Source organism: Siccirubricoccus deserti (assembly GCF_014283215.1).
Taxonomy (GTDB): Bacteria; Pseudomonadota; Alphaproteobacteria; order Acetobacterales; family Acetobacteraceae; genus Siccirubricoccus; species Siccirubricoccus deserti.
Genome location: NZ_JACOMF010000115.1, coordinates 1 through 7,234 on the forward strand (window position 1 = coordinate 1; position 7,234 = coordinate 7,234).

General features: G+C 68.0%; 10 protein-coding genes. 1 reads left to right on the forward strand and 9 read right to left on the reverse strand.

The genetic code is table 11. From position 1 onward, the window contains the following. Positions 1-10: 10 nt before the first annotated feature. Entirely contained in the window at positions 11-502 is a 492-nt protein-coding gene (locus tag H7965_RS32105; protein WP_186773810.1) for a transposase, read from the reverse strand. Positions 503-824: 322 nt separating this feature from the next. Here H7965_RS32105 and H7965_RS27945 point away from each other — a divergent pair, with 322 nt between their 5' ends. Continuing rightward, positions 825-1,526 (forward strand): recombinase family protein, encoded by a 702-nt coding sequence (locus H7965_RS27945; RefSeq protein ID WP_186773811.1) that lies wholly within the window; start codon positions 825-827, stop codon positions 1,524-1,526. 13 nt (positions 1,527-1,539) lie between these two features. Here H7965_RS27945 and H7965_RS27950 read toward each other — a convergent pair whose 3' ends face one another. From H7965_RS27950 to H7965_RS27980, 8 genes are all read right to left on the reverse strand, one after another. Further along, on the reverse strand, positions 1,540-1,926 hold the full coding sequence (locus H7965_RS27950) for a DUF4112 domain-containing protein (protein WP_186773812.1): 387 nt from the start codon (positions 1,924-1,926) through the stop codon (positions 1,540-1,542). A 302-nt stretch (positions 1,927-2,228) separates the two neighbouring features. Continuing rightward, positions 2,229-2,696, reverse strand: a complete 468-nt coding sequence (locus H7965_RS27955) for a DUF2214 domain-containing protein (protein WP_186773813.1) — start codon at positions 2,694-2,696, stop codon at positions 2,229-2,231. A gap of 11 nt (positions 2,697-2,707) precedes the next feature. Beyond that, positions 2,708-3,253, reverse strand: a complete 546-nt coding sequence (locus H7965_RS27960) for a DUF6152 family protein (protein ID WP_229682838.1) — start codon at positions 3,251-3,253, stop codon at positions 2,708-2,710. After that, positions 3,243-3,419 (reverse strand): hypothetical protein, encoded by a 177-nt coding sequence (locus tag H7965_RS27965; protein WP_186773814.1) that lies wholly within the window; start codon positions 3,417-3,419, stop codon positions 3,243-3,245. The genes H7965_RS27960 and H7965_RS27965 overlap by 11 nt, the downstream gene beginning before the upstream one ends. Next, positions 3,420-3,653, reverse strand: a complete 234-nt coding sequence (locus H7965_RS27970) for a helix-turn-helix domain-containing protein (protein WP_186773815.1) — start codon at positions 3,651-3,653, stop codon at positions 3,420-3,422. Continuing rightward, positions 3,637-4,230: a DNA-methyltransferase gene (locus H7965_RS31455; protein ID WP_229682839.1), complete on the reverse strand. Its 594-nt coding sequence runs from the start codon at positions 4,228-4,230 to the stop codon at positions 3,637-3,639. Before H7965_RS31455 ends, H7965_RS27970 begins: the two co-directional genes overlap by 17 nt. A 66-nt stretch (positions 4,231-4,296) precedes the next feature. Then, positions 4,297-4,908, reverse strand: coding sequence for a ParB/Srx family N-terminal domain-containing protein (locus H7965_RS31460; protein WP_229682840.1), 612 nt, complete (start codon positions 4,906-4,908; stop codon positions 4,297-4,299). Further along, positions 4,905-5,417 (reverse strand): hypothetical protein, encoded by a 513-nt coding sequence (locus tag H7965_RS27980; RefSeq protein ID WP_186773816.1) that lies wholly within the window; start codon positions 5,415-5,417, stop codon positions 4,905-4,907. Before H7965_RS27980 ends, H7965_RS31460 begins: the two co-directional genes overlap by 4 nt. Between the last annotated feature and the right edge of the window lie 1,817 nt (positions 5,418-7,234).

Genomic DNA, 7,234 nt, shown 5'->3' on the forward strand with positions numbered 1-7,234 from the left:
CTCGGCCGGGTCAGCCGAGAACGATGGCGCGACCTCCGCCAGCGCCTTGAGCCGAGGCGTCTCGCCCGAACCCTGCGCACCCGCTTTCGCCGCGATCCAGCAGGATATCTCGCCGCACTCGAGCACCGAGCATGCCAGCAAGCTTTGCCAACCTAGTTTTTTTGTGTCGCAGGCCAAGCCGGCGCAGCGTCGTCCAGATGGTCGCCAGCGAGCCCGCCTCGATGCCACGGCCGGTCAGCTCCGCCTGGATCTCAGCCAGGGTGATGCCCGGCTTGGCCGCGGTCAGGTCCCGCAGCAGGGCCTCATGCCCGGCCAGCAGGGGTTTGCGGTAGCCGCCGATCTTGGCCGGTGCCGCACTGCCCGTCTCCCGCACCCGGCGCATCAGCTTGATCGTCGCCGAGGGGCTCACCTCGAAGCGCCGCGCCGCCTCCCGCGCCGAACTGCCCGCCTCAACCGCCCGGATCAGGCGCCGCCGGAGGTCCGCAGACAGAGGTGCCGTCATCATCGCCTCGCCAGTGCAACACCAGCGTCGAATCAGACCATGCGATTCCGTGCAACATCAAAGTGCTCTATAAACTGCGCGTATGCCGATACCCGGTGCGGATTGTCGACCGAGCAACTCCGCCATTGAACTCTTACTTGGCTCGCGGGCCAAGTAGAGCGAATGGTCGGCTTCGCGCTACGATGAGCGCTTGCGCGCCGACCTGCCCAGCTCCTCGGCGGGCTTGGGCTCGTAGGACCTGGCTGATCGAGTCCTGCACCAGGAGCTCCAACGATGCCCTTCTCCGACACCCAGCGGCAGATCCTCACCGCCGCCGCGCAGCATGACGCTCGGCTCGCTACAGCACGGAGCACCTTACGCGGTAGGGCTCCACCGGGTCTCCACCGCCGAGCAGGGCCAGAGCGGCCTCGGCCTGGAGGCGCAGCAGGCCAGCGTCCGCGCCTTCGCCACCGCGCAGGGCTGGACGCTGGTGGCCGAGCACAGCGACGTCGCGTCAGGCAAGGACGACGGCCGGCCGGGCTTCCAGGCGGCGCTGGCCCGCTGCCGGCAGTTCGGCGCGGTGCTGGTGGCGGCGCGGCTCGACCGGATCACCCGCCGGGCGCACACGTTGTCGCAGCTGCTGGAGGAGGGCTACGCAACCCGGGCGGCGGACATGCCCGGAGCCGACGATCTGATGATGCGGATCTACGCCGCCATGGCGCAGAAGGAGCGCGAGCTGATCAGCGAGCGCACCAGGGCGGCGCTGGCGGCCGCCAAAGCGCGTGGAAAGACGCTGGGCGGCGACCGGGGCTACCGCCCCACCTGCGGCCCGGACGCCGCCGCAGCGGCCCTGGCGCGCCGGCAGGCGGCGGAGCGGACGGCGCACCGGCTGGCGTTGGAGGTCGAACGGCCGCGGGCCGAAGGCGTCACCGGTCAGGCGGTGATGGCGCGGGCGCTGACGGAGCGTGGCGTGCCGACGCCGCGTGGTGGCGGTGTCTGGACCCACACCGCCGTCCCCCGTGTGCTGGCCCGAGCCAGCGCCTGACACCCTGCATCGCCTAACGGCGGTGCCGTTCGAGGTGCCGCCGCAGCAGGCCCATATTGCGAAGGTTGGCGCGGAAGAAGACATCGCCGATCGAGCCTGCCACCGGCACTGCACTGATCAGCGCGTCCAGGCCGACATTGCCGACCATGCGGAGCAGTGTGCCGGTGGAGACGCCCAGCCGGCGTGCTTCCCATATCAGATAGGCCGAGATGGCCGTGGAGGCGACCGGCCCAACAGCTGGCAGCAAGCTCAGAAGGGCATCCGCCCCGAAGCGGATGCCGGTGCCAGGGATGTGCCATTTGGTATCGAGCAGGCGGGCAATCGTCTCCAGGCGGACAAGAGCGTCCTGCCCGCGGTTGCCCTTGAACACCCCGGCGTCCGAGATCGGGTAGCTCCTCATTCTGTTCTCCCCGGGTCGGCTCCCGCACTCCCAATCCAATGAACGTTGTGCGCACTACTTGGTGGCACCTAGGTAAGCGGAGCGGTTTCGGGCCGACAGATTCAAGGGTGAGGCAATGGCCAGGGGGACCAAACGGGGGCGGGGGGCCGGTGCCATCAGGGCGCGGTGCGTGGACACATGCGATGGTGACGGGTTGGGGCTGAGGAGCAGGCGATATACGTCCCGAAGAGTGGCACTGACCCGCAGAGCAGCTTCAATGCGGCCGCAGCGTCCAGTCCGGATTCATCCGACGTCGCGGGCAGCTATTGGAGGAACCCGATCCAGCGGCCCGCGACGACGGCGGACGGCCAGGCGACGAGTGAGACTGCCACCGCGGCCCGAACTGTCCCTGGAGCCTCGCCTTGGTACGTGCCGCTCCTCCACCAGGGATGCAGGCGGAGCGCCATAGCATTCAGCAGCGCGAGGCCAACCAGGGCAAGCTTGGCAAGAAATGCCGGGTTCTCCAGATAGGTGGTAGGCCGAGTACTGAACAGCAGCAGACCTGTCACCGCTGCGGCGAGGAGGCCAGCCGCAGCAACACGCACGAGCGGTGGCGCAAGATGTCCAATGGGATGCCTCCGGAACGCCCCGAGGAGACGCAGGTCCAAGGTGACAATCGCGCCCAGAAGCAGCCCGATTGAGGCAATGTGGGCCGCATTGACCAGCGGATAGGCGATGTCCGAGGCACGCAGCCAAGCACCGACGGGCCAACCTGCGATCGCATCAAGCACCGTCGGTGCGCTCAGCCAGTGCGGATCCTCTCAGGGTAGATGTCATAGGTTCGCGCTCGCACAGTGATGCGTACCGCTTTCAGTCGCTTCTCCTCACGCGTGCGGGAGCGATTGCCGAGTGCGAGCACCTGGTCGCCAACTGCGGCCGAGGTCTCAGTGAATCCGGCGCGCTCCGTCTGGCGGGGATTACCGAGTTCGACGAGCCAGAGACCCTCGCCGGTCTCGATGCGAAGCGTGGGATGCGGGTACCCAATGTAGATCTCGCGAATCCTGCCGCGGAGCTCCGTCTGCTCATCCTCTGCCCAGCTCCAGCCGTGATGGGCAAAAGCGATCCAGGGAATGGCCAGCCCGACCGCGGCGGCACCTAGGGCGAGCATTAGCCGCCGATCAAAAGGGGAGTGTGGCATTCGACCCTCCTCTGGATACGTGAGGCTGAGATTGTAGCACGCCGCCGGCTCGTCCAGCGCCTCCCTCAGCCCCCCCCGCTCGGCCTCCTGTTCACCACCGATTAACGGTCGTTGGTCGATGGTGAACAGGACCGCGGTGTCAGGCGGCACGCTCGTCCTCGTGGCGCTCGAGCGCCGATCGGTCCTGCGGCTGCTCCTGCATGTGTTGGCAGGCCTCGATCATCCGCGACAGCTCCTCGTCGCTGAGATCCTCCACCCGGCGCAGCGGCGTCACCTCGACCTCCTGCTTCTCCCGCCAGCCCGCCCGCGCCTTCATTCAGAAGATCGCCGCCGCCACGTTCTTGCCCGTGGTCGCCATCTGGAACAGCGACTGCGCGACCTTGGCCGTGGCCTCGACCATCCCGCGATCCAGATCCTGCCGGAAGTGCTTGCGCAGCGTCTTGGCGTCGATCCCCAAGTGGGTGGCGATCTGCTCCTGCGGAATGCCAAAGCCCGACATCGCCCGGACCAGCCGACGGTCCTCCTCGGTTGGGTCAACCAGCGCTGGCATGTGAGGCCTCCTCGGCGCGCAGGGTGGCGATCTCGGCGAAGCTCCGGCCATCCCCCTCCAGCATCGCCGGCTGCCCGGTGAAGGCCTGCCAGCGGGTGAGGGCGACATCGACATAGGCCGGCGACAGCTCAAGCGCATGACAGGCCCGGCCCTCCATCTCGGCGGCGATCAGCGTCGTACCGGAGCCGGAGAAGGGCTCATAGACGGCCTGGCCGGGGCTGCTGTTGTTGACGATCGGCCGGCGCATGCACTCCACCGGCTTCTGCGTCCCATGCACTGTCTCGGCGTCCTGGCTGCGGCTGGCGATCTGCCAGAGGGTGGTCTGCTTGCGGTCGCCGCTCCAGTGCTCGGTGCCCCGCACCGCGTACCAGCAGGGCTCGTGCTGCCAGTGGTAGTGGCCACGGCCGAGCACCAGCCGGTCCTTGGCCCAGATCACCTGGGCGCGGATCTCAAAGCCGGTGGCGGTGAGGCTTTCCGCCACCGTGGTGGCATGCAGGGCGCCGTGCCAGACATAGGCCACCTCGCCGGGGAACAGCGCCCAGGCTTCCCGCCAGTCGGCCCGGTGGTCGTTCTCCACCTTGCTCACCCGCCGGGTGGTGCTGAGGCCGGCCCTATTGCGCCAGGCGGGGTCATAGGCGACGCCCTAGGGCGGGTCGGTGACCATGAGGTGGGGCTGCACCCCGGCCAGCAGGCGCGCCACGGTGGCCTGGTCGGTGGCGTCGCCGCAGAGCAGGCGGTGGCGGCCGAGCAGCCAGAGGTCACCCGGGCGGCTCATCGGGACCCCGGGCACCTTCGGCACCTGATCGGGGTCGGTCAGCCCGTCGGTGGCGCCAATCAGCAGCTTGCCGATCTCGTTCGCGTCGAACCCGGTGAGCGCCAGGTCGAAGCCCTCGGCCTGAAGGTCGCCCAGTTCGATCCGCAGCAGCTCTTCATCCCAGCCGGCGGAGAGCGCCAGCCGGTTGTCGGCGAGGACGTAGGCCCGCCGCTGCGCCGGCGTGAGGTGGCTGAGCTCGATGGTCGGCACCTCGGTGAGGCCGAGCTTGCGGGCAGCGAGCAGCCTGCCGTGGCCGGCGATGACACCACGCTCGCCATCGACCAGGATCGGGTTGGTGAAGCCGAACTCGCGGATGCTGGCGGCCAGCTGCGCCACCTGCGCCGCCGAGTGGGTGCGGGCGTTGCGGGCGTAGGGCACGAGGTCGGCGACCGATGCCGCCTTGTAGGACGGAAAGATCGGCGGTGTGCCGGCGGCGCTCATTCGCAACGACCTTCGATCACGGAGGGCTCTGGACCACGGCCAGGGTCAATGATGCGCCGCTCGATGATGAGCTGCGGAGCCGGCAGCGGGGCGCCGTCCCGGCCGGTCACCTCGATCGCGTGTTTCTCGCGCCAGCCGGCCCGGGCCTTCAGCCAGAAGATCGTCGCTGCAATGTTCCCCGGCGTGGTGGCCTGCTGGTAGAGCGTCTGCGCTACCCGGGCGTTGGCCTCGATGGTGGCGACGTCGAGCTCGTGGCGGAACCACTTGCGCAGCGTCGGCGGGCTGCACTTGGTCACCAGGGCGATGTCGTCGTGCGGCACGCCAAAGCCGGCCATGGTTCGGACCAGGCGGCGCTGATCGTCGGTTGGGGTGAAGGGGTTGCGGCTCACCTCGGTCGCTCCGTCGCAGCGATGCAGGTGCACGTCACGATGCGCGCAGAATACCGCAGCGGGAATCGCGACCGCAATCGACCGCAACTGCGATGCTTTACGCTCCGCTACGACGAGCATGAAGATTTTCGCGTGAGACAGGTTTTTGGAGGCGGTATCATCTCTCTTGTAAGCGGGAAACCACACCTGTGCCGGTGGCTCGCACCGCCACGGCTTACAGACCAGTGTGCGTTGGCCAGATGTTGCAAATGTTGCCTCGCGCGCGCGAGCGCCAATACACGCATGGTGAGGAAGAGACTAAAATGAGATGAGAAGCATCCATGCCCTTCGCGCGCGAGGCAACATTTGCAACATTAGGCCGCCGAGCGAGCACGTCGTATGGCTTCGGCGGTGTCCTGCTGCGCCTGTCGCCGCCGTTCGCGCTCAGCCTCGGCCCGCGCGGCGAAGGTGGCGTGGACCTTTGGATTCACCGCCCATGCTGTTGGCGCTCTGGTGGGATTGGCCTGCGGCTCCGGCCGCAGCCAGCCGACCGTTACCAGCGTCTCCATGACCTCCTGGAGCTCACGCCTCGCTTCCGGGGCCCGAAGCGCGCCGTATGCCTGCATGACGTCGCGCGCCGCGATACGTGGTTGGCCGCGTGACAGGATCAGCCCGGCGATCCAGCGGGCATGTCGGACAGCTTCTCCAGCGTGGTGCTCTCAACCATGTAGCGCTCGAGGACAGGCTGGCTCGGCTCGGTCTGTCGTGGCCGCCCAGCGCGTCGAGCGCCTCAGCCACGCGCCGTCGCGCGTCGATCTGCCGGCTCGACATTGCGTCGGCGGTGGGGCCCGCCAGCCGGGTCAGCTGCGACGTGGCGATGCCGTCCAGCGCCGCGGAGCGGAACAGCGTCCGGAAGATGCAGCCTGCCTCATGCATCGGCGGCGTGATGGTGCTGTTGGCCAGCATCTGTCCGAGCGTGTCGACGGCCCGCGTGCGATCGGGCTGCGGCGCTGCCGGCGGCTGGCGGTTCTACCTGGTCCAACCTGGCACGGGGAGGTAGGACAGGAATTCCGCCGCTTAATCAGCAGCTTGGCCCAATCCGCCCTACCTATCCTACCTGCCAACCGCCTCCCTAAACCCGTATAGGAAAGTGTATGTCTGACCGACCTGCATGCTTCGCGTATGGCTCTAAGGGAAAAGGTAGGACAGGTTGGACGAGACCGAGCGAACGAGCGGAAAGCCGCAGAAAACCTGCGTCTCCGGCCGTCCAACCTCCGCGTCGCAGGTTGGACGAAGTTGGACGAGGTTGGACGGGAGCGCCGCTGCATCATGGCACTGGCGTCCCCGGCGCCACGTAGCGCCAACCCCGCGGCGGGGTCTTCGCCCGGTACTTCACCCACTTCCTAGCGCGGAAGAACGCGCCGACGCGCATCTGATCGCCTCGAGCACGCCGCAGGCGCGGCCATCAATGAAGAGCAGGTAGTCGGCGGGGCCGGTGGCGGTTGGGGGTCTCCCGGACGGCGATCCCCCGGCCCGCATGAAGGTTCACCTCGGCGCGGTCCTGGACGATCCAGCCCGCGGCCGCGAGGCCAGCATCAATGATCTGTCGCGCCCGCGCCTCAGGGGCTGCGTTGCGGCGCCCGCGCTCCTGGCCATCCATACCGCAAGAGTAACACAGGATCGGGAGATTCGAGGGGCTTGGGCCTGAGACGTGCCAGATTCAGACATCCGAGGCGTTCGCCCGGGCGAAGCAGTTGCTGAATTCTCACGCCCCGCGCCGCGGCAAGGATCAGGCAGAACAAAGGGTTAGAGCTTGTAGACGTAAGAGGGGCAAAACCTGTGGCGAGGGTGCAGTTTGCCCTTCCCAGGTGGCGGCTGGTCTGATTCGCTCGGGCGCATGGTCCCGCCCGCCGATCCTGACGCGCTGTCGCCGGCCGAGCTGAAGGCGCTGGTCAGCG